We start from the raw sequence: 25,129 nt of genomic DNA, 5'->3' as shown, positions 1-25,129 counted from the left end.
TTACACATAATAAATGAATGCATAGAATTTCCACCCTTCCAGGGAATGAACCTCAAGAAGAAAATACATTTATCGAACAGCCATCAGCTCCAGTTGTCTTCCTAACTAGCGCTACAACTGATATAACCTGTTTATCTACAGTATTAAAGCTCCCTGAAAACAATAAGTGGAAAAATAAAATAAGAGCATTACCCATATCTTATTTATCATCAAATGCATCAATTGATCATTATATAACTAATACATGTAATACAGCTGAAATTATTCTTGTTAGATTTTTAGGGTCAAGATCATACTGGTCTTATGGCTTTGAACAATTAGGTTTATGGCAATTAGAGAAACCAAATAGACATCTGATAGTAGTCTCTGGAATTGAAAGTACAGCAAATGATGTTCAAGAAATTAGTAGCCTAAATCAAGAGAAAGTTGATTTAATTCAAACACTTTTAAATCAAGGAGGTATAAAAAATTATAATAATATGCTTCAAACCTTAGAGAAAATAATTAATTTTAAAGAAATTAATTTAAATTCAGATTTAATTGAATATCATCAAGAGTTAATAAAATGGAAATGGAAAAATAATGGTAATCCATCTATTGCTGTATTTCTCTATAAATCACTTTTACAATCGGGTAATACAGAGTTAGCTGATAAAATAAATGATATATCTAATAAATATAACTTAAATGCCAAAATAATATGGATTACAAGTTTTAAATCTAAAAATATAGAGAATCAAATAATAAGTTTATTAGAGAAAGAGAACATAAAAGCAATAATAACTACAACCTCATTTTCATCAGTTGAATATAAGCATGATGATGTGAAGAAAAACTTGTGGGACAGATTAGATATACCTGTATATCAATTACTAATATCTAGCTCATCTATAACTGAGTGGAAAGAATCTACAGTAGGTCTTAACCCCATTGACTTATCAATTCAAGTTGTTTTACCAGAAGTGGATGGTCGAATATGTACAATACCAGTTGCATTTAAAAACCTGTCTTATACAGATAATGAATTATCAATTGCTGTATATAAAACAGAGCCATATGATAAACATATTGAATGGTGCATAAAATATATAAAAAATCTAACTTATCTACAACAAACGAATAATTCAAATAAAAAGATAGCTCTCGTGATAGCAAACTACCCAGTAAAAGACTCAAGAATTGCGAATGGAGTTGGTTTAGATACACCCGAAAGCCTATTAAATATTTTGAACTGGCTTAAAGACGAGGGATATAATCTAGGGAATGAAGATATTCCTGATAATAGTAAAGAATTAATTAACCTTCTATTAAGTCATAGGACAAATTCTGAAGAGACAATCTCAAATGAACCTCAATCATATTTAAATATTCAAGATTATTTAAATTATTGGAAAGATCTCGACTCTAACGTTAAAGAAAAGATATCAAATCGATGGGGAGACCCACTTGATTCATTTCAATTAGAAAAGTCTGGCTTTCCTATTAATGGAATAAACTTTGGAAATATAACAATTTTAATTCAGTCAAATAGGGGTTATGAGAGCGATAATTTATCTGATTTACACTCGCCCGACTTACCTCCTACACATAAATATATTGCACAATATTGTTGGCTATATAATACATTTAAAGCGAATGCAATTGTACATCTGGGTAAACATGGAAGTTTGGAATGGTTACCAGGAAAAGGGGTTGGTTTAGGTCATAATTGTTTCCCATTTATTCTTTGTCCTCCTATTCCAAATATATATCCATTTATTGTAAATGATCCTGGCGAAGGCTCCCAAGCTAAAAGGAGAACACATGCAATCATTATAGATCATTTAACCCCACCACTATCTCATGCCGGTAGTTTTAATGACCTACTAATAATTGAAAATTTAATTGATGAATATTATGAATCTAAATTAATTAACGATAATAGAAATGAATTATTAGAAAAAAAGATACTAGATCTTTTAATTAAAAATTCATGGCCAGGCATTGAATCAAATAAATTAAAAGCAGAAAAAGATAAGTTAATTATACAAGATCTAATTGATAATGCAGAGAGTTATTTATGTGAAATTAAGAATTCTCAAATTAGAACTGGTCTTCATGTGTTTGGAGTTAATCAGAGTATAGATAAATTATTAGAATTAACACTCACAATTTCTAATGTACCTACAGGAAAAATTCTCGGTCTTACACAGGGTTTAGCAGAAGATTTAGGTTTTACGTTCGACCCTTGGAGTGACGAAGAGAGTAAAAACTTAAACCAAGTTGACATTGATTTATTTAAAGAGTATACAGATATTAATGCTAGGAAAGTCGGTAAAGTAGTTGAATGGTTGAATGATATCGGGAAATATATAATAGAGTTTCATTGTTTTAAAATACTTAATTACAAGATTAAATCAAAAAAGAAGATAAAACTAAATAGTAAAATTTTAAATTACCTAGATCTCGAAAAACCGAATATTTTTATAAATCATTTACTAAATAATATTTTACCCAAACTATTAAATAGTTCAGTTAACGAAAAAATAAATTTTCTCGAGGCTTTAGACGGTAAAAGAATTTCTAGCGGTCCTTCTGGGGCGCCTACAAGAGGGAAATTAGAAGTTTTACCCACAGGCAAGAATTTCTTTTCTGTTGATATAAGAGCAATACCAACTGAAACAGCTTGGGACTTAGGGAAAAGAAGTGCTGAACAAATAATGGAACTTTACCTACAAGAAAATGGTGAACACCTTTCACACCTTGCTATTTCAATTTGGGGTACTTCAACAATGAGAAATGGTGGAGAAGATATTTGTCAGCTTTTTGCTCTCATGGGTTTAAGACCAATATGGGACGGAACTTTAAGAAGAGTAGTTGACGTTGAGGTCATTCCCCTAAGTGTATTGAACAGACCAAGAGTAGACGTAACATTAAGAATTTCTGGTTTATTCAGGGATGCATTTCCACAGATAATTGAATTGATTCGAAGAGGTCAAAATCTTATTGGAAATTTAAAAGAATCCTCTTCTAATAATCCACTTGCTGAGTCATACAGAAATGGAAATACAAAATCAAGAATATATGGATCTGCCCCCGGATCATACGGAGCAGGATTACAAGAAATAATCAATAGTGGATCTTGGGAGAATCAATCAGAACTCGCTGATGCTTTTATCGAATGGAGTAAATGGAGATATGAAGGTTCAAGTAAAATCATAAAAGACAAAGATGGATTAGAAAGTAATTTATCAAAGGTAAAAGTAGTACTGCATAGTCAGGACAATAGAGAACACGATATACTTGATTCAGATGATTACTATCAATTTCAGGGTGGGTTAATTTCCGCGATTAAAAAAACTAGTGGAACAAATCCTCAAGCCTATTTTGCAGATAATTCAAGGTATCAACGGCCAAGAATTCACAAACTCTCAAAAGAAATTGATAAAGTCGTTCGTAGCAGATTATTAAACCCTAAATGGATAGAGGGGATTAAAAAACATGGATATAAAGGAGCTTTTGAAATGTCAGCTAGCCTTGACTATTTATTCTCTTATGATGCAACAACAAACTTAGTTCCTAATTGGTGTTATCAATCTATAGTGAATAATTGGTTAATGAATAATAATACGAAAAATTTTATTAGTGAAAACAATCCTTGGGCCTTAAGAGATATCGCTGAAAGATTACTAGAGGCCTCTAACAGAAAACTTTGGACAAATGCAACTATTGAAGAAATATCATCTATAAAAAAAATTCTATCAGATATAGATAGTAAAATTGAAACCTATTCGTCTAGTAATAATTTATAAATTATTTAACGCCTAAGAAGAGATAGTCCGTGGCTATCGGTACCACACGTTGATAATAATGAATAGGAGTTTGCACAATCAAATATTTTATCGCAGACAAATTCCGATGGGATCCAATCATGCGCTCTTTCGTAGTTATACCAGGTTTCAACACCATCAAAATTTAGTTTTGATGCTTCGTTAATCAGTAGATCAAATGGAAGCCTATATCTAGCAGGATGAGCTAACACAGCAATTCCATTAGCTTTATGAATCGAATCAACTACAGTCGAAGCTAATAATTCATTTCCAATAGCAGACTTATGGTCAACATAAGGTAATAAGTATTTTGATTTATGATCAAAACCAAGACCTAAAACATGAACTAAACAACCCCTTAACAGACAAGTAATTTCAATTCCAGTCCAAAGTTTAGGGAAATTAGATCTACCTTTATATATAGAATCGTTAGATTTACTTAATTCAATATATGCATCAACTGAATGATGATCTGTAATTGCATAATGATCAATATTTAGTTCAATTGCTTGTTTATAAATTTCTATAGCAGTTAAGCTTCCATCACTATATGTTGAATGCAAATGAAAGTTAATTGAATTTGGACAACTATATTTAGTAATTGATTTAATTATTTTAATTAACTTATGCTTATCAAAATTAGACATATTAATTAAATCAAAATTTGGATACTGATTCAATCAATTCATCAACCTTTTTAAAATCTGTTAATTCATAAACTTGCGAGATATCCTTTGGTCCATTTGTAATAACCATTATGAATAATATTGCTAATTTATTTGCACAATCTAGACTAGGGTAATCTAGTCTCCCAGCAAAAACCCCTTTTATGGTTGGTTCCCATTGTACTTTTTTAAGAAATTTTATAATATAAGGATTAGTTTCTGGTGTGTTTTTTTCGGGTTTCCGGGCAGTAAGATTTAATGAAAAGAAGGCAGTCTTTTTTTTCTCTAATGTTTCTTTATTGGTATTAATAAACTCATAAACATTCTTGCGATGATAACCATATCTTACACTCGCTCCAAGAACGATTTCGCTAAAATCTGACAAGTTAAATTTATCGGATTCCTCAAGAGAAGAAATTGTTATATCCTTATCTTTATTAAGTTTGTCTGACATATATTCACATATGTGTTTTGTATGTCCGTCAACGGTTGAATATAAAATTAAAAGTTTAGACTTTTCTTCAGTCACGGTTAGTTTTTGATACTTGCATACATTTTACTTCTAATTTTCAATAAAAACCTGAATTATCAATTTCTATGAATTATTGATAGTATATCAATAATGATTAACTATCTTTGATTCGTTATAATTTATCGATAAATTAATCATTTTCGTCTGGATGAAAATATTTTCGGATAACACCAGCAGTAGATGACCCTAATCCTGGTGTTGATGAAAGTTCAGAAAGAGATGCCATTTGGATAGCCTCAATTGATCTAAAATGCTCCAATAACAATTTGATTCTTTGTGGTCCCAATCCTGGTATCTCATTTAATTGAGAACGTTTCATACGTTGACTTCTTTTTTGTCTGTGAAAGGTAATTGCAAACCTATGAGCTTCATCTCTAATTCTTCTTAACAAAAGCATTCCAGGTTGATTAGGGTCAGTGTCTAATGATTGCTTAACATTTGGAATAAATATCTCTTCTTTCTTCTTGGCTAAAGATATGAGATTTATATTTTGATCTAGATTCAAATCTTCTAAAGCCTCTAATACCGAACTTAATTGCCCTTTACCTCCATCTATTACAACTAAATCAGGCCAATCATTTAAATTATCCTTGTCTAAAACACTAGATTCATTACTTGATAGATTATTCATATCACCTCCATCATCTTTATAACGAGCCCATCTTTTAAATCTCCTAGTAATAACTTCAGCCATTGATTCGAAATCGTCACTATGTCCTAGTTTTATATTTGAACTTTTAATTTTATATTTTCTGTAATGTTGTCTAGCCGCAATACCATCAATAAATACTACCTGAGAAGCGACAGCATCACTACCTTGTATATGACTAATATCGTAACATTCAATTCTTTTTGGAATTTTTACTAACTCAAGAATATTGGTCAAATCGTCAAGCTCAAGTAAATTTTTATCATGAGATTGTCTAATTCTTTGTAACTCCATATTTGCATTCTTTTCTACTAATTTTATAATTTCCGCCTTCTTAGATCTTTTTGGGATTGTTATGTTAACTTTTTGCTTTTTTAATTCACTTAGCCAATCCGATATTATATCTGTATTTTGTAATTGATGTTGAACTAATATTTCAGAAGGTATTTCAATCGGATCAACATTTGAGTAATGATTTTCTACAACTTTTTGAAGTATTTGAGAAGTACTGAGATTATTATTATCTGAGAAATATCCAAGTCTTCCAATTAATTTTCCTGAGCGCATTTGAAAAATTTGAATAGAGGATATATTCTCTTCTGATGCCAATGCGATTATATCTCTGCATACAGATGAATCAGGAATAATCATCTTTTGAGATTCATACAATCTATCTATACCCTTTAGCTGATCTCTGACAGATCCAGCTTCTTCAAACTTCAATGACTCTGAAAAAGAATGCATCTGTTTTTCTAATAATAGTCTCAATTCTTCAGTTCTCCCTTGAAATATCATTTCAACACGTTTTAGTGTATTTTTATAATCTTCTGAACTTATTTCTTCTTGACAAACGCCTGGACATCTTCCAATTGAATAGTTAAGACACGTTCTATCTTTGTAAAGTGGTATTCTTCTTTGTCTAAGAGGAAACAGTTTTTTTATACTAAAAAGGGTCTGTCTAAGTAAATAAACATCAACGTATGGACCATAATATTTATCTTTTTTCTGTCTTTCCCTTCTTTTCCTAGTTAAAAATATTCTTGGATATTTATCACCCCAGGTTATACAAATATAGGGATATTTCTTATCATCTTTTAATAGAACATTAAAATAGGGTTGATTAGATTTTATTAAATTTGATTCTAGAGTTAAAGCTTCACTTTCGGTATCAGTAACTATCAACTCAATATCTACAACTTGCCTAACCATTAAAGATATTCTTGGACTCAATTCATCACTTGCTCGAAAATAACTTCTAACTCTATTTCTTAACTTTTTTGACTTACCAACATATAACAATCTGTCCTCACGATCTTTCATCAAATAACAACCAGGATCGTTTGGTATATCCTTCAAAAAATTCGATAGTCTTGACTTGTCCTTAATTAACGGCGTTAATTCCACCGATCATGTCTCGTTAAATTAGCCGCCATAGTTCCAACCTGTACTCGCTAAATTTAAAGCAGATCCATCTTTATTCAACACTGCACTCTTTACTTCAGCGACAAAGACTGTATGGTCGCCGTGTTCTACGCCCGAAATAACTTCACATTCAACTCCACCTATTACATCCTCGATTAACGGCATACCAAACTCTCCATAAGTGAATTTACAAGCTTCAAATCGTCCCCCTAATCCTTTTTGTGGCTTAAAGAACACAGCTGCTAGATCCTTTTGATCTTCTCTCAAAACATTTAGAGAAAACATCTTCGTTCTTTGAATAATTCCATGACTGGATCCATCAGCGCGAACAGCCATTACAACTAAAGGAGGCGTAAATGATCCTTGGGTTACCCAACTAGCAGTAAAACCATTTATTTCATCTCCTTCTCTTACCGCACATATAAATAATCCATGAGGGATTTTGCGCAAAAGAACTTTTTTGGCATCCTGATTAAGAGTCATGCGCTTTGATACGTTTATAGATATGTGATTCTAAGAAAGAAATGGACTTTTTTAAAGTTAAAAAACCATGAAGGCGCTTTATCCCGGTAGTTTCGACCCGTTAACCTTTGGGCACCTTGATCTAATTCAAAGAGGAAGTGATTTATTTGGAGAAGTTCTCATTGCGGTTTTGGAAAATCCTTCAAAAAAGGCAACCTTCTCATGCGAGAGGAGAATAGAGCAGATTAATGATGCCACCAGAGATATACCAGGTTGTAGAACAATAGCTTTTAAAGGTCTAACTGTGGATTGTGCTAAAGAACATAATGCTCACCTTATTTTAAGAGGCTTAAGAGCTATGAGTGATTTTGAATATGAATTACAGGTAGCTCATACAAATAGATCTTTAAATAGTAAATACGAAACAATTTTCCTCGCGACAGAAACACATCATAGTTTTTTAAGTAGTTCTGTAGTCAAAGAAGTCGCAAGATTTGGTGGCGAGATTCGCCACATGGTTCCTGAGTTTATAGCCAAAGATCTAATGGCACTAAATACTAATTAACTACAATCTTCAGTATTATCTACTATTGATAAAATTTTCATTATATGTTTAGTTGAATCATCCATATTGTTAACTATAATACTAAAAATTTTACCCTCACCTAATATAAGACCGGAAAAAGATCTAACGTTATTTAGTCTTCCAGATTTAGCCAAAATTCTACCTTTAAGGCTTATTGGAGCACTTAAATTAGATAATGAGCCCCTAACACCTAAAATTGAAAAAGACGAGAAATAATAGTCAGAAAATCTATTAAGCTTCATTCTTCTCAAAAACTGAGATAAACCATAGGTAGTTACTCTATTTTTTCTTGATAAACCACTGGCATCTGCAAAGATAAAATTATCAGAATTAAAGTTTTGATCTGCTATCCAATTACTGTATTTTATATTAGGAAAATCATGGGACCAGTTATTTAATGCATGTCTGAAAATAACTTCAGCAGTAAAATTATGGCTCTCTGAGTTAACAAGATTTAGTAAAATAAATAAAGGAGCAGAATTGATAACGTTAATCGTTGAAATATAATCAATAGGATAGTCTTCACTTACGACTTTTACAAAATATCTTTTAGATAAATCTTTTTTTCTTAAAGCAGTCTCTAACTCATAAACAAAATTATCAATTGGATTAATTAAAGAGTTAATACTTGAATTACTAGCTATTGAATATTTAGTTATAGGTGCTCCATATTCTTCTTTTCGATCGGCATATGACCAGCTAGAAGGCCACCAATTTTTTTTATTGCTACCTTTAATAATTATTGGATATTTGAAATTAGGATTAGAAAGAATATTATTAAGATCGATAATCAACTCCTCTAAATGACTTGTTTCGAAATCTGGATCACCAGATGCCTCAATAAAAAAGCTGCCATCATTTATCTCTTTTAAAGTTGTATTAAGAGTATACTGAGGTCCTAATATATCTAAAGAGAAAGCACTTGAAAGAATCTTCTGATTAGAAGCAGGGATCCTAGGTATTTTGCCATTAATATCTGCAATAAAGTCGCCAGATTCATTCAAAATACTAATACTGATTTTAGAATTAAAATTATAAGTATAATCAACCAATTTATTTTGCAAAGGCTCACATATATTTATCTTTTCAGGGCTTAAAGAATAAATATTTACCCTTTGTCTAATGTATAAAAATAATGAAAAGATATTACCATTAATTATATTCGCTGATAATAAAATCAAGCTACTATATAAACAAATCTTTTTAATCATCCCGTTATAGATTAAGGATTATAGTTTCATCGTCAGGACGCTTATCGAATGATTTCACAAAAGAATAACCATTAGGATTTAATTTGAAAAGTTCCCAGTTATTAGGAAATTTCTTTAACAACGCTCCCATAGATAATGGTTGAACAAAATAAAGAACTTTCCATTTTTCAGCAAATCTTTTTCTCATCTCCCTACCTACACTTCCGATTCCTACAATGGGATCTTCCAATTTACCATTTATCATAATAACGGTTGTATTTGTATGCGAACATACCTCCTCAAACATCTCAATATCATATGGTTGAGGGGAACAGACTATTAATACTGAATTCAGATAATCTGTAGAATTAATAAACTCCTTAAATGTAAAAATCTTATTCGCTAGGCCGGGGTTATCCCTTTTAGCAAGAGCCGCTCCACCAGCATCGGCCCACAATAAAATATTATCGAATTTGAATTCAGTTAGTTTATCGGACAAACGAAAGATAATTGGATTGATTCTTAATCCTTCAAATTTAAGGTTAATAGAAAGAAAAGATTGTTCAGAATTAGATAAAAAATAACTTTGAATTGATTCATATATATTTGATTCTGCTTCTTTAAGATCTGAGGGTAGCTTATTGATCATTTGATAATCATTGCTTTTCGAGTTCTAAAGATTGCAATGATTCATATATTATATTTGAAACTGAATTAATATCATAATTTGAAATCCATGGACCAACAGTTATTCTCAATCCGGATTCTTGAAGTGATTTATCAACATTAATTGCTACCAATATAGGATTAGGTCCTTGACTAGATGAAGAGCAAGCACTACCACTACTTGTATAAACGCCATGTTGTGACAATAATCGAACCATTTCTCTACCTTTAATCGGTATCATTGATTTTGTATGACAGAGAAATGAAATATTATTAGGTAGTCGTTCTTTATGAGGCCCAATAAAAGTAAGTTGTTTATTCTTAACTAGATTTTTTTTTAACAGAGCAGTCATTTTGGAAACATTATTCTCAGGGAATAATGTTTGATTATCATTAACCTCTATGTATCCATTTAGCAGGTCAATTGCTGTAGAAAACCCTGCGATAAGGGGAACCGATTCAGTACCAGATCTTATAGAGCCACTCTTAAATCCATATGAAAGATCATTCATTAATAAATCTCGAACACCCTTTCGCAAAATCAATAAGCCAATACCTTTAGGTCCTTGAAGTTTATGTGCAGAAGCACTAAGCATATCAACATTTAAATTACCCCAATCAATTAGTCCACTTGGGAGAACCTGTGTTGCATCAGTATGAAAAAGTATATTTCGTTTTTTACATTCCATACCTATGAGATTTATGGGCTGAATTGACCCAATTTCACTTTGGCCCCAGATTATCGAAACCAATTTTGTTGGAGGAGATAACATCTCCTCCAACAAATCTAAGTCAATAATTCCATAACGATCTACAGGCCAGTATTTAATATCCCAGCCATCATTAAGTAATTGTTTGGCGATTAAGTTAATCGAAGGGTGTTCAACGCTACTTATAACAAGTCTTCCCTTATTAAGATTATTAGATACAACTTTTAGAGAAAGATAATTTGACTCAGTTGCCCCAGATGTAAAAAAAATATCGTCAGGTGAAGCTTGTAATTTATTAGCTATTGATAATCTAGATCTTTCCAAAATCTCACTTGCAATAATACCAACTTTATGGATACTTGATGGATTCCCCCAGCATTCCAATTGAATATCCTTTAGTTTATTAATAACATCTATATGTGGCGGAGTGGTCGCTGATGCATCGAGATAAATATTATTCATATTGATGAGAAATTAAATATCAATCTCTCCACTAAATACCTTTAATGCAGGGCCATTCATTAAGACTGGCCCGGTTTGATTGGGCCAGTCAATCTCTAATTTACCGCCAGGTAAATAAACGTTAGCGTTGTTAAAAGTTTTACCTAGCTTAGATGTTACGACCAGACACGCGCACGCTCCTGTGCCACATGCTAATGTTGGACCGCAACCCCTTTCCCATACTTTAACTTTAATATTTGATTTATCAATTAATTCAATAAAGTGAACATTCGTATCGTTGGGAAATGTATTGTGTTTTTCAAGATATTCCCCCCACTCTTCAAATGGTATCTCATCAATGTTATTAACAAATACTATCATATGAGGATTACCCATGCTAGCAGCATAAATATTTAATTTTTGATCATTTATAGTAATCTTTCCATTAGGAACTTTTAAATTATTCATTAACAATTTTGTAGGTATATCTTCGGGGGAAAGGATAGGTTCTCCCATATTTACTTTAATATTTTTATTAACATCAATAGAGGTAAGTATAGGACCGGCTTTAGTTTCAATTTTGATCTCAGACATCTCATTAATTTCATTATTATCGTTTAAGAAAGCAATCAAGCATCTTATACCATTGCCACACATTTCTGGCTCAGAACCATCAGAATTAAATATCCGCATTCTAACAAAACATTCATCTTTGGATTCTAATATAAGAATAATGCCGTCAGCTCCAATGCCAAAATTTCTATTACATAGATGTTCAATAAAGTTATCCTTATTTTCAGTAAAGAAATTATCTAAATTATTACCACGTGCATCAAAGATAATAAAATCATTACCTAGTCCTTGATATTTTGAGAAATTATTTTTCATGATTTAATGTTTGTTTTACTATGTTCTTAGTAAATTAAGCTTTCTTGGTAGTAATTTCAGAACTATTCGCATATTGGGCATCAATTTATGAGAATATTATCTGATTGGCAAATCAACTACTGAAGGAGATCTTCCTTGAATAATACTACTTCAGAGATTATCGACCAGCGTTACGAGCCACGTAATGTGGAGGGGTATTGGCAAAAAGAGTGGGCTAATCAAGGGATTTATAAAACAAAAACGGATGTAAACAAAGACAATACCTTTTATGCATTGTCTATGTTTCCTTACCCTTCAGGTTCTTTACACATGGGGCATGTGAGGAATTATGTCATTACGGATGTACTAGCTAGATATAAAAGGATGCAAGGTTATCACGTTCTTCATCCAATGGGATGGGATGCATTCGGTCTACCGGCTGAAAATGCAGCAATAGAAAGAGAAACAAGTCCATCTGCCTGGACAGATAAAAATATTTCACAAATGAAAGATCAATTAGATCGACTTGGATTATCAATAGATTGGTCTAAAGAAGTTACTACTTGCAAAGAAGATTATTATAAATGGACTCAATATATATTTAATCAATTACATAAAAATAATCTTGCCTATCAAAAAAAAGCGACAGTAAATTGGGATCCAATTGATCAAACCGTGCTTGCTAATGAACAAGTAGATACTGATGGTAAATCTTGGAGATCTGGAGCAAAAGTTGAGAAAAAAGAATTAAATCAGTGGTTTTTAAGAATTACTAGTTTTGCCGAAGATTTAAATAATGATTTAGTTAAGCTTAATGACTGGCCAGAAAGAGTCAGGGTTATGCAAAAAAATTGGATTGGCAAATCAATCGGCGCGGAAATAACATTTGATATAAAAAATCATTCTCAAAAAATAACCGCTTTTACCACAAGGATCGATACAATCTATGGAGTAAGTTATCTTGTCTTAGCATCAAATCATCCAATAATTGATCAATTAATAAGTGATAAAGATATTGATAAATTAATAGAATTCAGACAAAAACAAGAAAAGTTAAGTGATCTAGAACGTAATTCAGATAGTAGACAAAAACTTGGAATGTATTTAGGAAAAAATGCAGTAAATCCAGCAAATAATAAAGAGATCCCTATTTGGATTGGCGATTATGTGATTATGGAATATGGGACTGGAGCTGTCATGGGCGTTCCAGCACATGATAGTAGAGATTATAAGTTTGCTAAATCCTATAATTTACCAATTAATTATGTAATTAAGCCCAATAATGATCAAGATGATAATTATTTAAATGCTGAGTATGTAGATAAGGGAATAATGATAAATTCTGATATATTTAATGGGATTGAATCTGATATTGCAAAAGCAAAAATACTTGAATTAGGATCCAATGCCCATTGGGCAAAATCAAAAATTACTTATAAGTTAAGGGATTGGCTTATATCTAGACAAAGATATTGGGGTTGCCCAATTCCGATTATTAATTGCAAGAAGTGTGGTCAAGTAAGAGTACCTGACAAAGATCTACCTGTTTCTCTTCCTGTTGATATAAAATTAACTGGTAAAGGCAACTCACCTCTAACTAAAAAAACAGAATGGATAAATACTTTTTGTCCAAAATGTGGACTTAAAGCAAAAAGAGAAACTGATACGATGGATACTTTTATGTGTTCATCATGGTACTTTCTTAGATATATAAACCCCGAGAATGAGGAAGATCCATTTATAAAAAGTGAAATAGATAAATGGCTCCCAGTTAAACAATACGTTGGTGGTATTGAACACGCAATTCTTCATTTACTTTATTCAAGATTTTTAACCAAAGCTCTAAAAAGCTGTGGATTATTAAATATTGATGAACCCTTTAAGAAACTATTAACTCAGGGTATGGTCCAAGCTGTTACTTTTAAAAATCCAAAAAATAATAAATATTTTTCAAAAGATCAAATCAAAGATATGAATGACCCTAAAGACCCAATTACTGGAGAAAATATTGAAATTATCTATGAAAAGATGTCAAAGTCAAAATATAATGGTGTAGACCCATCATTGGTCATAGACAAATACGGTGCTGACACAGCCAGAATGTTTATTCTTTTTAAGGCTCCTCCTGAAAAAGATTTAGAATGGGATGACTCAGATGTAGAGGGACAATATAGATTTATACAGAGACTCTGGAAATTTGTTGTTAATACTTTAGAACTAACAAAAACTAATTCAAGATTAAAGATAGAAAAAGAAAAGTCAAAAGATGATGAGGCTTTACGTTTAATTAATATTGCTATTAAAGAAATTACTGATGATCTAGACAACCTTCAATTTAACACAGCAATATCTGAACTTATGAAAGCTGTGAATGGCCTAAGTTCAATAGTTAATTACTGTAGTAATGAAACTCTAAATAATGTTATTTCAATGTTAGTTAGAATAACCTCTCCATTTTCTCCTCATATTGCAGAGGAGCTTTGGAAGACAATAGGAAATACTCAAAGTATTCATCTTCAGTCATGGCCAAAATTCGATGAAGGTGCAATTGAACAAGATACTTTTAGATTAATGATTCAAATTAATGGAAAAGTTAGAGGATCAATCGATGCAAGTAAAAATCTATCTAAAGACGAATTAGGGGATATAGCTATTAAAAGTGAGGCCGCTCAAAAATGGATAGATGGAAATGAACCAAAACGAATAATTGTTGTTCCGAATAAACTAGTAAATATAGTTATTTAGAAATCAATTTTTCGAAATAGTTAAATGATCTGGATTTGATTGATTTCCATTTATTAAATAGTGATCTGAATTTTCCGAAAGTTTCCTCAGAATTAAATAAATCGACTCAGTTGAGTCAGTTGACAATGCATCATTAATTTGACTTACAGTTCTTTCCTTTCCATCTTCCAAAAGCTCCTGAATTTCTTTTTGTAGATTAATTATGCTTGTAGCGGCTTTTTTCCCAGATTCAACACCTGGTTGATTGTAAGCATTAACATTAATCAGTTCTGCATATAAACTTACTGCTCGCTCAAATAAAGCAATTAAAGCCCCAAGACTAGATTCATCAAATGATTTAAATGTGATTGTCAGATTCTGTCTGCCCCCTTCTGTTAATGCTGATCGAGTTCCATGAAGAAAGCCTGACAAATAGTCTCCTGGTTGTTTATTTTTTACTTCTACTATCTCAGATGGATCGTGTAGAATCTCAATAAAATTAACAAAGAAATTATCAACACCATCTCTTAATTGCTGCACATATGCATGCTGATCTGTAGAACCTTTATTTCCATAAACTGCGATACCTTGATTAACTTGTTTACCATCTCTATCTAACTTCTTGCCTAAAGATTCCATTACTAATTGTTGAAGATATCTACTGAAAACTTCTAACCTGTCTCTATATGGAAGCACAACCATATCTCTTAAACCCTTTCCATTTCCGGATTTGTACCAAGCTAAGGATAAAAGTCCTGCTGGATTATTTTTAATGTCTTTTTCTCTCGTTAGAGCATCCATTTGAGATGCACCATCTAAAAACTTGTTTATGTCAGCGCCAATTAGGACGGCAGGCAATAATCCAACGGCACCAGTAATACTTGTCCTTCCACCAACCCAATCAGGTAAATCAAAAACATTTAACCAATTTTCATTTACTGCTAAATCATCTAATTTGCTACCTTTTGATGTAATTGCTATAGCTCGAGATGACCAAATCTGATTGTTATCTTGGACAAACTTCATTGCTTGCTCCATTCCTATCAAAGGTTCAGGAGTGCCACCTGATTTACTAACAACTACAAACAAAGTTGATTCAATATTAGGAAGAATGGAATTTAATTTATGTGAAATCCCCTCTGGGTCTACATTGTCTAGAAAATGAAGATTCAATCCGATTGAGTCTCTCTTAAATGACTCTTTAATAAGTAAGGGACCCAAACCACTACCACCTATTCCTATCCAAAAAACATCGGTATATTTTTTTCCATCAGTGTTAGTTATTTCACCATTTAATATTGAAGCTCCAAATTTTGATATGTCTTCAATTTCTTTGGTGATAGAGTCTGAAATTTGTTGAGTTGGAGCAATCTTGGGATTTCGAAGCCAATAATGACCAACTTGTCTATCTTCGTCGATGTTGGCAATCGATCCATTCTCAAGACTTTCTAAAGAATCAAAAGCATGGGAATAAATGTCCTTAAATTTCTCAAAATCGCTCTTCTCCACATCCATTCTGCTTATATCTAGCCAAAAACCTAATGAATCATTGCAAAATAAAAGATCGCAGTACCTTAACCATTTATCGTTGTTATTCAACTGGAAGATGTCAGTTATTGCCATTATTGATAAGAGAATACTCCTTAATGAGTTCTGTTAGCAGGTATTCTCAAATGAGAACCGCTAAGCAAATTGATTTAATTTATATTAGTCAAGATTGGTTTTCAAGTGGTGAATGTTTAGTAATTGACAAATAGGAATAAACTAAGCTTGATAATTATTATTATTATTTAAGTTCGGGATATCTAAGTATTGATTTAACCTTCATTACTATTAAATATGTCTTTATATTTAGATATTGTAATTTCTTCTAAAGGTCATATATTAAGTTGTAAATAATCATTTTTTGATGAAGCAGTATAATAGAGAATATAGTGAGAATCATATGTCTTATGATTTAAATGAACAGTGTATAATTAGTCCATTAGAAAAATCAAACCTTATATTTGGTCAAAAGATAAGATTAGGTATCCTGGCGTCTGGTAATGGATCTAATTTTGAGTACATTATTAAATCAATACAAAATAAACAACTTAATGCGGAAATTTCTATATTAATCGTCAATAATCCTAATTGTTTAGCAATAAAAAAGGCAATCAAATACAAAATACCTTATGTAGTTTTAAATCATAGAGATTGTAATTCGAGATCAGGACACGACATGTTGGTATTAAAAAAACTAGAGGAATCATCAGTAGAACTTGTTGTTATGGCTGGATGGATGAGAATTGTTGGTGAAGAATTAATTAATAGGTTTGAGAAAAGGATTATTAATATTCATCCATCACTTTTACCATCTTTTAAGGGCGTTGATGCAATACAGCAAGCAATGGACAAAAGAGTAACTATTACTGGCTGCACTGTTCACTATGTTCAAAAGGAGGTTGATTCCGGATCAATAATTATTCAAGCGGCAGTCCCCCTTCAGGAAAAAGATAGTAAAGAGACTCTAAAAAAAAGAATTCAAGATATGGAACATATAATATTACCTTTAGCTATTGCAAAAGTAGCAATGGTAATAAGAGCTAATTTCAAGGATAATAAGTAATTTTTGGAAGACCAATATCTGATTCAAGTCCTTGCATAATATTTAAATTTTGTATTGCTTGTCCCGCTTGACCTTTTAATAAGTTATCAATAACACTCATAAGTACTATTCTTCCATTACGTTTATCAACTTCTACTGAAATCATAACTTTATTAGTATTTTTAACCCATTTAGTAGCTGGATATGTTCCGACAGGCAAAATATCAACAAATGGTTGATTTTTATAAAAAGCTTCAATGACAATTTTGCAGTCTTCTGCTGTTAATCCAGGATCTCTTAAGCGAGCATAAACAGTAGATAAAATCCCTCTAACCATTGGTACCAAATGAGGCGTAAATTGTAAATTCACTTCATGACCAGCAAATTGACTAGCGATCCTCTCTATCTCTGCCGTATGTCTATGCCCAATGACTCCATAGGGCTTAATTGATTCAGAACATTCAGACAACAAAAGTTGTTCACTTGGATTTCTCCCGCCGCCGGATGTCCCAGATTTTGCATCAATAATAATTCCTTCACTTTCTATTAACCCTTGTTTTAAGAATGGAATAAGGACACTCAGAGATGCGGTTGGATAGCAACCTGGACAAGCTATCAATCTAGATTTTGAGATTTCACTACTAAATTCTTCTGAAAAGCCATAAACAGCCTCCTCACACAATTCATGGTCATATCTTTGATATTTTGCAGCTTCATTAGAATATACTTCTTTCCATTTATCTAATGATTTAAATCTATAATCAGCTGATAAATCAAGTACCTTAATACCCTTTTCTAATAACAAAGGGGTTAGTTGTGAAGACAATCCATTAGGCAGACTCAATATTGCATAATCTGAATCTTGAGCGATTTCATCAATATTGCTTTTTGTTATGTCTTTATCCACCATAAGTTTCATAAAAGGATTTATTTCATTCCAGCTTTTACCTGCTGATCGCTCCCCATTTAAAGTTGATATCTCAAATTTTGGATGCTCATTAATTAACTTAACGAGTTGAAGTCCTCCATATCCAGATGCTCCAATAATTGCGATCCTCCCAGTTTTCGAAGTGCTAATTGCCATAACATCAAGGTTATTTCGTAGAATGATGAGATATTCATTTGAGAATAATTAGCAAAGAACCATTTCACCACAAACACGAGGAATAAGTTGAAATCAGAAGATTGCTATGAAATTGAATTTGATGATATAGCGGATGCTCTTGCTGCTATTAGGAACGGTGAGTGTGTTGTTGTAGTTGATGATGAAAAAAGAGAAAACGAAGGAGATTTAATCTGTGCTGCTCAATTTGCGACTCCTCAGCAAATAAATTTTATGGCAACAGAAGCTAGAGGTTTAATATGCCTAGCAATGCAAGGGGAACGACTAGACCAGTTAGATCTTCCTTTAATGGTAGACAGAAACACTGATTCAAACCAAACAGCCTTCACAGTAAGCATTGATGCAGGTCCTGAATTTGGTGTATCAACTGGTATATCAGCTGAAGATAGAGCTAAGACAATTCAAGTTGCTCTTAATAGTCAAACAAGACCAATAGATTTGAGAAGACCCGGACATATTTTTCCATTAAGAGCCAAAATAGGTGGGGTATTAAAAAGAGCTGGACATACTGAAGCAGCAGTAGATTTATCGTTGTTAGCTGGCCTATCTCCTGCAGGCGTTATTTGTGAAATCCAAAATCAAGATGGATCAATGGCAAGACTTCCGGAATTAAAAACATATGCGAAGGAACGAAATTTAAAACTTATAAGTATTGCTGATTTGATTCATTACAGACTAGAAAATGAGAGGTTTGTATATAGACAAGCAGTAGCTAAGTTGCCAAGCCTATTTGGAGATTTCAAGGCTATAGGTTATAAGAATGAATTGGATGGATCAGAGCATGTAGCAATAATAAAAGGAGAACCAGAAAATTTAAAAGAGCCAGTATTGGTCCGTATGCATTCAGAATGTCTAACAGGAGATGCTTTTGGCTCATTAAGGTGCGATTGCAGACCTCAATTGGAGGCTGCTTTATCAAGAATATCTGAAGAAGGAGAAGGAGTTGTTGTATATCTAAGGCAGGAAGGCAGAGGAATAGGTTTAGTAAACAAATTAAAAGCCTACAATTTGCAAGATGGGGGATTAGATACTGTTGAAGCTAATGAGAAGTTGGGTTTTCCAGCAGATCTAAGAAATTATGGGGTAGGTGCACAAATACTGACTGATTTAGGAATTAACAGGCTTAAGTTATTAACTAATAATCCAAGAAAAATTGCAGGACTTGGAGGTTACGGATTACAGGTTGAATCAAGAGTACCTTTGGTGATTTGCCCTGGAGATCATAATGCTGCTTATCTGGAGGTAAAAAGAGAAAAACTTGGCCACTTATTTGATAATAATCTCAAGGCAAGTTTAAGCAATGAAAGACAAAATATTGTTGTTTATTGGGATGGTAAAGTCAACAATAATGATTTAAAACATTTTGAAGACAAGGCAAATAAATGGTCAGAAAATCATTTTTTAAATATTTCTATTCAAAATTCACAAAGGTTGGTAGCTCTTTGTAAAAACCCATTATTTATTTGGAATGTACGACATAGAGACATTAAAAACCATTTAGAAGGCAATTTGATAGATAAAAGATTACTGGAATCACTCCTTAAAGAACTAAGTAATTGGAAACATACAGAAAGAATTGGAATAATTAAAACTGATAATTACGAAAGACTTATGCACCCTTCTTCAAACTTATTAATTGAGGAGAAAAAAATGATCGAACTTACAAATTTTGAAAATTCGCCATTATTTGATTGGGACTTTAAAGATAAAACAAGTACAATTGAATGGAATTAAACATGCAAACCAAATAAAAAAATACTTTTACTTGATTATACTTACACTATTAATCTTTGTTCCATTAGTTATAGATAGTACAATTTCCATGTCATCTGTTTTACCAAAAACTGTATGAACTCCATCCAAGTGAGGCTGTGGAGCATGAACTAAAAAGAATTGACTTCCTCCAGTATTTTTTCCTGCATGTGCCATAGAAAGAGATCCAGCTACATGTTTATTGGAATTAATTTCACAATTAATGGAATAGCCAGGTCCCCCTGTACCAGGAATACCTTTTGATCCTTCTCTTGTATTTGGACATCCGCCCTGAGCCATAAAGCCATTAATTACCCTGTGAAAAGAAAGGCCATCATAAAAACCATCTTTTACTAGCTTCAAAAAATTTTGTACGGTTTTTGGCGCATCATTATCAAATAGGTCAATAGTTAATTGGCCTTTATCTGTTTTCATCAATACTTTGGACATAGCTCAAATAAATTTTTTTTTCTATATTAACTGCTTTTAAAATTAAATGCAGAATGATTATTCTGTGTATCTAAATTTAAATTTAGAAAATAATTCAATCACAACAAAATTTACTTAGTGCTGTTCTCAAGTTGCCTTGGGAATCATCAAGTATCTTCTTGGCATTGATAACATCCAGACCAGACAAAGCAATTAATAAAGATAGTTTTACCGATCCATTTGTTTTGTTTAATAATTCAAGACCTTCTTCTCTATCAACTGAGCCTATATCCAACAGAATTCCAAGCGCTCTCTCTAATAACTTATCGTTCGTTACTGATAAATCAATCATCCTATTGCCATAAACCTTACCTAACTGAATCATCACAGATGTAGAAATAATGTTGAGAGCCATCTTCGTTGCAGTTCCTGCTTTTAATCTTGTTGAGCCTGCAAGAATCTCTGGTCCCGTAATCAGTCTTATATCAATATCAGTTGATATGGTTGAATCACGGAAGGGAACAGATGAAATAGAAATTGATAGAGCATTTATGCTTTTAGAATAATTTAATGCGGCAAGAACATAAGGAGTTCGTCCACTTGCAGTAATTCCAATTAAGACATCTTTATTAGAAAACTTTTTATCTTTAAGATCAAAAATAGCAGGCTGAGATAAATCTTCTAGAGATTCAGAACTTCTTGTGAGTGAGGGTTCACCCCCAGCAATTAAACCTTGAATAAGATCTGGATCTGTACAAAAAGTCGGAGGACATTCAGAGGCATCGAGAACCCCCAATCTTCCAGATGTACCAGTACCTATATAAAATAATCTACCATTTGATTTTAATCTTAAAGTGATTTCATCAATAGCTTTAACTATCTCTGGGATAGCTTTCTCAACTGCCTTTTGAGGCTCTTTATCTGCGGTGGAAAAAAGATTGACTATTTCATAGGTCGATTTAGTATCTAAATTTACAGAAGATAAATTAATCTGCTCAGTTAATATTCGATAATTATTATTTAAGTTGTTATTTAAATCTTTCATAAAAGATTTTCTAATCTTTTTTTTATCTCTTCGAGTTGATCATTAGTGGATAAATTATCATCTCTTTTATCTTGATCCTTCCAATTTCCAACTTCTAAATTTGAAAGAGGTGGAGAAATCATTAAGCGTTCCTCATCGTTTCTTGGAATAAAACCTTTTTCGACATAACGAGCTTCATAACCTGCTTCAACACAAAAAGCTTCAATATCGATCTTCGTCAAAAGCTCAACGGATGGTATAGGAAAATCCTGAGCTTCTAAAAGGCCACAATATCTCTCAGCATCGTCCTTATCTTCGAACATAAGGATTACCGTTTTGCCCTTAAGCTCAAGGGAGTGTATCCCCTCATTTTCAGTCCCTGCATCATATAAAAGGACATTAACTAACATAGGAATTAAATAATCAAATACATTATAAATAGATAAAATAAATACACAATATGCTACTAATAAGACTCTAGTGATATTTCATTTAGACGTTGATACAATGCAAGTTCAGAATCACTCAAATTATCTGGTAATACAATAATTATTTCAACAATTTGATCACCTCGATATTCATCATACTTCAATCCACGACCTCTAAGTCTTAACAACCTTCCTGTGGAGGAATTAGGGGGAACTTGTAAGGTTACCGATCCATTTAGAGTTGGGATATCAACTGCACATCCCAACAAAGCATCATGAGGGAATAATTCAAGACGATACATAACTCTTAATCCATCAATTCTTAACCCATCATCGGTTTGAACCTTTAGTTGAACAAAATGATCTCGGCAACCAATTGCAGCACCTTCTATCCTTAGCCTCCAACCATCGCCAGCAAAAGGGGGCGTTAAAACTTCTACAAGAGTCCCGTCTTGTAACTGAATCTCAACTGTTGAACCATAAAGAGCTTGATCTGGCGTTATTTCTACAACTGATTCTTGGTCTTCATAAATTAATGTTGGTGGTGGTGAAGGATAACTTGTAGTAGGAACATATTCATTAAAATTAGATTCTTCATAGTCATCGTATTCATCTTCAGAAAGGTCGGAATATGGATCATTAATGTCATCTTTATCGTTATTAAAATTTGTTTTTATACCCAATACGACATCTAAATATTCTTCATAAGAAGGAAATCTATTTTCAAAGATATCTTGACTTTTATTATGTAATTTTTCCCATTCTTTTCTCTTTTTTGGATCACTTAAAATTGCATAGGCTTCATTAATTAATTTGAATCTTTCTTCAGCATTGGCATCATTTTTATTTAAATCAGGGTGCCATTTTCTAGCCTCTTTTCTAAAGGCTAATTTAAGTTCAGTAGAATTACATTCAGGTGAGACACCCAGTAAAGACCAATAGTTAGGATCAACGGTAGTAGTCATTATCCCAAGGATCTATATCCCTTCTTCCATAATTATTTTCACCACTTCTATCTTGACCTCTTTGAGAATAATCCCATGGATCATCATCCCAATAATCATCAGAAAATAATTCATCCTTTAAAGATCCAAAAGTATTTTTAATCCCTTGTATTGGATTAGATTCAGTTTTTCTTTCCGCTGATAAGCGACGATTCAAACCAAATAATGCCTCTTGCAGAGCACCAACGGCGTATTCAAGTTCTTGTAAATCATCATCTTCTAGCAAATCCTCAACGTCCCTCATCGCAACTTCAACTGATCTTTGTTGTCTTTCTGCACCATAAGGTCCTAATTCCAGAGAAGCATCTCTTAATCGTCTTTCAGCTTGGGCAACAAGTGTTAAAGCATTATTCTTTTGATCAATAGAGGCACGCTTCTTTCTATCCTCAGATGCTTTTATTTTGGACTCTTCAATCAATTTATTAACTTCATTTTGATTCAGGTTGGAACCACCAGTAACACTTACGGATTGTTTCCTTCCAGTAGTTCTATCCGTTGCACTAACTTCTAATAAACCATTGGCATCGATATCAAAGGCAACCTGAACTTGAGGCACTCCTCTAGGTGCTGGAGGTATACCAGACAATCTGAATTTACCCAGTGATTTGTTATCTGAGGCCATTTGTCTCTCTCCTTGCCATATATGAATTTCTACTGATGATTGGTTGGAGGCCGATGTACTAAAAACATCGGATTGTCTGACTGGTATTGAGGTATTACGAGGAATTAAAACTTTCATTAAACCTCCGACGGTTTCAAGCCCTAACGAAAGAGGAGTTACATCATTTAATAAAAGGTCTCTTAATTCTCCTGAAAGGATTCCGCCTTGTATTGCGGCCCCAATAGCGACTACTTCATCAGGGTTGACAGATTGACAAGGTGGATTTGGTACCAATGTCTTAACTAATTGCTTTACCATTGGCATACGAGTGCTTCCTCCTACAAGCACTACTTCATCAATTTCCTCAGGATTCCATCCTGAATCATCAATTACAGTATTAACAGGATCAAACAATCTATCCAAGAGATCACTGCAAAGACTCTCGTACATTTTTCTAGTAAGAGTCGTCTCTATGTGTAATGGACCGTCTTTGCCTGTGGAAATAAAAGGTAGTGATATTGGCGTTGTTTGTACACCAGAAAGTTCTTGTTTAGCTTTTTCAGCTGCTTCAGTTAGTCTTTGTAAAGATTGCCTATCTCTTCTTAGATCAATTTTATTTTTTTCTAAAAAATCTTCAGCGAGCCAATCAACAATTCTTTGATCAAAATCATTACCACCTAATTGGGTATCGCCTGAAGTTGCCTTTACGTCAAAAACACCATTTGAAATTGACATTAAAGAGACATCAAATGTTCCACCGCCTAAATCAAAAACCAATACTTTTCGAGAAGAACTCTTATCAAAACCATAAGCAAGAGCAGCTGAGGTTGGCTCATTCAGAATCCTTTCAACGGATATACCCGCCAATATTGCAGCATCTCGAGTTGCTTGTCTTTGCGAATCGTTGAAGTAGGCGGGAACAGTAATAACAGCAGAATCAACATTTTCACCTAAATAGGTTTCTGCATCATCTATTAACTTCCTAATAATATTGCCAATCAATTCTTCTGGGGCATATTCTCTTTTTGTCACTGGAGAAGTAATTCGAACATTACCCTGATCATTTGAGCGAACGCTATAGGGAACAGAGAGACTTGCGTCTTCAAGCTCATCCCATGCTCTACCAACAAATCTTTTTAAATTTGAGAAAGTATTTTTTGGATTAAGTACTAATTGTCTTCTGGCTAGTTGACCCACCAATAATTCAGATTCCTTAGTAAAGCCCACAACTGATGGAGTAGTTCTGGAACCTTCAGCATTAGAAATTACTACTGGCCTACCAGCCTCTAACACCGCTACGACGGAATTAGTAGTTCCCAAATCAATGCCAACGATTCTCCCCATGGCAATACTTATTTAAGCCTCACAGTAAATAGCATTCAAGGGTATTCAATACTTATTATGTACCCTTCAACACTTAAAGCCAATCATTAACCCCCTGTTAATGAAAAATTTGAA

20 protein-coding genes are annotated in these 25,129 nt (G+C 32.8%); 5 read left to right on the top strand and 15 right to left on the bottom strand.

Annotated elements, in window-relative coordinates; genetic code table 11:
• Positions 1 to 17 precede the first annotated feature (17 nt).
• Entirely contained in the window at positions 18 to 3,791 is a 3,774-nt protein-coding gene (cobN, locus tag AC6EIY_RS01705) for a cobaltochelatase subunit CobN (RefSeq protein WP_498507244.1), read from the top strand.
• A gap of 5 nt (positions 3,792 to 3,796) precedes the next feature.
• Here cobN and AC6EIY_RS01700 read toward each other — a convergent pair whose 3' ends face one another.
• The 4 genes from AC6EIY_RS01700 to AC6EIY_RS01685 all read right to left on the bottom strand — a co-directional run bounded on the left by AC6EIY_RS01700 (position 3,797) and on the right by AC6EIY_RS01685 (position 7,560).
• The gene (locus tag AC6EIY_RS01700) at positions 3,797 to 4,456 is read right to left on the bottom strand and encodes a PHP domain-containing protein (protein ID WP_498507243.1); all 660 of its coding nucleotides are present in this window, start codon (positions 4,454 to 4,456) and stop codon (positions 3,797 to 3,799) included.
• Positions 4,457 to 4,466: 10 nt separating this feature from the next.
• The gene (gene hemG / locus AC6EIY_RS01695) at positions 4,467 to 5,003 is read right to left on the bottom strand and encodes a menaquinone-dependent protoporphyrinogen IX dehydrogenase (RefSeq protein WP_498507241.1); all 537 of its coding nucleotides are present in this window, start codon (positions 5,001 to 5,003) and stop codon (positions 4,467 to 4,469) included.
• A gap of 133 nt (positions 5,004 to 5,136) precedes the next feature.
• A complete protein-coding gene (gene uvrC / locus AC6EIY_RS01690) occupies positions 5,137 to 7,059 on the bottom strand; it encodes an excinuclease ABC subunit UvrC (protein ID WP_498507240.1) in 1,923 nt (640 codons plus the stop codon).
• Between the two features lie 18 nt (positions 7,060 to 7,077).
• Positions 7,078 to 7,560, bottom strand: coding sequence for a flavin reductase family protein (locus AC6EIY_RS01685; RefSeq protein WP_269605578.1), 483 nt, complete (start codon positions 7,558 to 7,560; stop codon positions 7,078 to 7,080).
• A 67-nt stretch (positions 7,561 to 7,627) separates the two neighbouring features.
• On the opposite strand from AC6EIY_RS01685, the gene coaD reads away from it, so the two are divergent.
• Complete coding sequence (coaD, locus tag AC6EIY_RS01680; RefSeq protein WP_498507239.1) at positions 7,628 to 8,104, top strand: pantetheine-phosphate adenylyltransferase; 477 nt, start codon at positions 7,628 to 7,630, stop codon at positions 8,102 to 8,104.
• Here the strand turns inward: coaD and AC6EIY_RS01675 are convergent.
• Genes AC6EIY_RS01675 through dapF form a run of 4 tightly spaced genes read right to left on the bottom strand, consistent with a single transcriptional unit; the run spans position 8,101 to position 12,020 of the window.
• Complete coding sequence (locus tag AC6EIY_RS01675) at positions 8,101 to 9,336, bottom strand: D-alanyl-D-alanine carboxypeptidase (protein ID WP_498507238.1); 1,236 nt, start codon at positions 9,334 to 9,336, stop codon at positions 8,101 to 8,103. The two genes, coaD and AC6EIY_RS01675, sit on opposite strands and share 4 nt — an antisense overlap.
• A gap of 4 nt (positions 9,337 to 9,340) precedes the next feature.
• Positions 9,341 to 9,964 carry a DUF1995 family protein gene (locus tag AC6EIY_RS01670; protein ID WP_498507237.1) on the bottom strand — a complete coding sequence of 208 codons (624 nt, stop codon included), beginning with the start codon at positions 9,962 to 9,964 and terminating at the stop codon, positions 9,341 to 9,343.
• Positions 9,965 to 9,971: 7 nt separating this feature from the next.
• Positions 9,972 to 11,153, bottom strand: a complete 1,182-nt coding sequence (locus AC6EIY_RS01665; protein ID WP_498507235.1) for a cysteine desulfurase family protein — start codon at positions 11,151 to 11,153, stop codon at positions 9,972 to 9,974.
• Positions 11,154 to 11,165: 12 nt separating this feature from the next.
• Positions 11,166 to 12,020, bottom strand: a complete 855-nt coding sequence (dapF, locus tag AC6EIY_RS01660; protein ID WP_498507233.1) for a diaminopimelate epimerase — start codon at positions 12,018 to 12,020, stop codon at positions 11,166 to 11,168.
• Positions 12,021 to 12,155: 135 nt separating this feature from the next.
• Between dapF and leuS the strand changes: the two genes are divergently transcribed.
• Positions 12,156 to 14,744, top strand: coding sequence for a leucine--tRNA ligase (gene leuS / locus AC6EIY_RS01655; protein WP_498507232.1), 2,589 nt, complete (start codon positions 12,156 to 12,158; stop codon positions 14,742 to 14,744).
• 3 nt (positions 14,745 to 14,747) lie between these two features.
• Here the strand turns inward: leuS and AC6EIY_RS01650 are convergent, their stop codons facing one another.
• The gene (locus tag AC6EIY_RS01650) at positions 14,748 to 16,346 is read right to left on the bottom strand and encodes a glucose-6-phosphate isomerase (protein WP_498507231.1); all 1,599 of its coding nucleotides are present in this window, start codon (positions 16,344 to 16,346) and stop codon (positions 14,748 to 14,750) included.
• A gap of 286 nt (positions 16,347 to 16,632) precedes the next feature.
• Between AC6EIY_RS01650 and purN the strand changes: the two genes are divergently transcribed.
• Positions 16,633 to 17,331 carry a phosphoribosylglycinamide formyltransferase gene (purN, locus tag AC6EIY_RS01645; protein ID WP_498507230.1) on the top strand — a complete coding sequence of 233 codons (699 nt, stop codon included), beginning with the start codon at positions 16,633 to 16,635 and terminating at the stop codon, positions 17,329 to 17,331.
• On the opposite strand, the gene argC is transcribed toward purN, so the two are convergent.
• On the bottom strand, positions 17,315 to 18,394 hold the full coding sequence (gene argC / locus AC6EIY_RS01640) for an N-acetyl-gamma-glutamyl-phosphate reductase (RefSeq protein WP_498507229.1): 1,080 nt from the start codon (positions 18,392 to 18,394) through the stop codon (positions 17,315 to 17,317). The genes purN and argC overlap by 17 nt on opposite strands.
• 87 nt (positions 18,395 to 18,481) lie before the next feature.
• Here argC and ribBA point away from each other — a divergent pair, with 87 nt between their 5' ends.
• Positions 18,482 to 20,167, top strand: coding sequence for a bifunctional 3,4-dihydroxy-2-butanone-4-phosphate synthase/GTP cyclohydrolase II (gene ribBA, locus AC6EIY_RS01635; RefSeq protein WP_498507228.1), 1,686 nt, complete (start codon positions 18,482 to 18,484; stop codon positions 20,165 to 20,167).
• Between the two features lie 27 nt (positions 20,168 to 20,194).
• On the opposite strand, the gene AC6EIY_RS01630 is transcribed toward ribBA, so the two are convergent.
• From AC6EIY_RS01630 to dnaK, 5 genes are all read right to left on the bottom strand, one after another.
• Positions 20,195 to 20,635 (bottom strand): peptidylprolyl isomerase, encoded by a 441-nt coding sequence (locus AC6EIY_RS01630; RefSeq protein ID WP_498507226.1) that lies wholly within the window; start codon positions 20,633 to 20,635, stop codon positions 20,195 to 20,197.
• Between the two features lie 94 nt (positions 20,636 to 20,729).
• Positions 20,730 to 21,659: an N-acetylmuramic acid 6-phosphate etherase gene (murQ, locus tag AC6EIY_RS01625; RefSeq protein WP_498507225.1), complete on the bottom strand. Its 930-nt coding sequence runs from the start codon at positions 21,657 to 21,659 to the stop codon at positions 20,730 to 20,732.
• Positions 21,656 to 22,048, bottom strand: coding sequence for a DUF3110 domain-containing protein (locus AC6EIY_RS01620; RefSeq protein WP_498507223.1), 393 nt, complete (start codon positions 22,046 to 22,048; stop codon positions 21,656 to 21,658). The genes murQ and AC6EIY_RS01620 overlap by 4 nt, the downstream gene beginning before the upstream one ends.
• A gap of 56 nt (positions 22,049 to 22,104) precedes the next feature.
• On the bottom strand, positions 22,105 to 23,031 hold the full coding sequence (locus tag AC6EIY_RS01615) for a DnaJ domain-containing protein (protein ID WP_498507222.1): 927 nt from the start codon (positions 23,029 to 23,031) through the stop codon (positions 22,105 to 22,107).
• Positions 23,015 to 25,015 carry a molecular chaperone DnaK gene (gene dnaK, locus AC6EIY_RS01610; protein ID WP_498507220.1) on the bottom strand — a complete coding sequence of 667 codons (2,001 nt, stop codon included), beginning with the start codon at positions 25,013 to 25,015 and terminating at the stop codon, positions 23,015 to 23,017. The genes AC6EIY_RS01615 and dnaK overlap by 17 nt, the downstream gene beginning before the upstream one ends.
• Between the last annotated feature and the right edge of the window lie 114 nt (positions 25,016 to 25,129).

It is taken from the genome of Prochlorococcus sp. MIT2304 (assembly GCF_059772405.1).
This window is presented reverse-complemented; position numbering and strand designations above follow the sequence as displayed.